The following is a 1,663-nucleotide window of genomic DNA, read 5'->3' on the forward strand; positions in this document are numbered from 1 at the left end:
GCTGATGCTAAGCCTGGTGACAAGATTGTTGCCAAGGTTAAGGATGGTGAGGGTAATGTCATTGACACTGTTACCGTGCGCATCTCTGAGAATGTTCGAGGTAATAGCCGCAAGGTAGTCAGGACGATTGCCCGCACTTCCATAGCAAAGACGGGTGTTCAGGTGTTCGGGTACGGTGCTGCGTCCGCCGCATTGCTATTGGCGGGAGTAGGCGTTATTGCAGCAGCCAGGAGGTGCAAGGAAGACTAGTAGCTAAGTCTTCGATCTCTAACTAGTTTGGCCCTGAGAGCCTAGGCTCTCAGGGCCAAACTAGTATCTTTTTTAAAACACTTGTGTAGCGTAAAGATGGTTAGCGTTCGCTGTGGAAATGCCTGCAAAACTTAACATTAAAACAAGATTAAGTTCCAGGTGGTAGCCGATAGTGATCAACTCCAATGCAACAGTGACCCGATTTACATCTGACTCCACGCGTTAATTACCGCCTGGTAAAGATTAAAAAGCTGTCATTCGCGCTGAGCACAGCCTTTTACCGGGATTCTTTCAGACTTTCATAATCTTTCAGAATCGCTGTGAACAGGCGCAACGGTAAGCTGTAAATGTTTATGCAGGCGTGTTAGATGACAGAATTAAATGATCTGTGTCGAAACGCGCATGAATTTTATACTTTCGTGGATATGCGTCTAGCTCCCTTCCAGGCAAACACTTGCCAGCACTAAGGAATTCAGGAATCATTGCACCGACAATGTTTCCATTTTCTTACCTATCTGAAGGAAGAAGAATATGAAAGACCAAGGAATAGCCAGGAGGAGGGAGCTGAAAGTAGGCGCTGTCATCGCAGCCCTGTTTTCGCTGCTCGTCACTCTGACTGGACTTTCTGCAGTCTTCGAGCCTCAATCCGCGCTCGCCGCGGGTAATGAGCTCGGAGAGACGGTCGAGTTCACTCCGAACTACGACTTCGCGGATATTCCCCAAGGCAGCGGCTACTACGCTGATAAGGGAAATATCATTTGGGGCGGTAATGGTGGATCCGACAATGGAGTCACCAATAAGAAGTCCAACATCGGTTTCGCTTGGTGTATTGATCTGGGGCTTCGAACTCCGGCCGATGCCAAGAATCTGATTTGGGATAAGTCAACTGCGCAGAAGTTGACTCCCGCCAACATCGCTGACACGACTAAGGACACCGCTCACGGCCAAGAGCGCTACGATGCGGCTTACAAGATGATCACTAACATGATCAACTCTTGGAAAGCAGGCAAGTACGACGAGGCTAAAAAGTACAACCTGTACGCCCAGGCGTTGCTCGGTAACCCGACTGCGCAGGGAACTGCCGGTGAGGTTATCAACTCGAACGGGCAGGCTTCACCTCAGGCTGGTACCTACAGTGGCGTCACCCCCGGAGAGTTCACTGACCTTACAGGCTTTAAAGCCATGGCTGGTGGACCTTCCGTATTTGATCATGCGATTGATTTCAAGGCGCCTGAAGGAAGCTATCTGACTTACGTTCCGCCGACCCTACCTAACGGCAAGGTTGCGGTAAACCAGGCGCAGCGTATGGTTCCCCCGGATCAGCCTGGCATTAAACCTGAGCCGAAGAATCCGGTTATCAAGACCAAGGCTTCTTTGGATGGTGATCAGGTCAAGGCTGGTGCGAAGGTTGTTG

The 1,663-nt window shown here is 50.2% G+C and carries 2 protein-coding genes; both read left to right on the plus strand.

Annotation, left to right across the window (positions count from 1 at the left end; all coding sequences use genetic code 11):
* A partial coding sequence (locus AC1EKG_RS10400; RefSeq protein WP_285445149.1) for a hypothetical protein occupies positions 1–249 on the plus strand: 249 nt, incomplete at its 5' end.
* Between the two features lie 531 nt (positions 250–780).
* Positions 781–1,663, plus strand: an 883-nt coding sequence (locus AC1EKG_RS10405; protein ID WP_285444650.1) for a hypothetical protein, incomplete at its 3' end; no start/stop codon positions are given.

This window comes from Winkia sp. C0117E2, assembly GCF_056590455.1.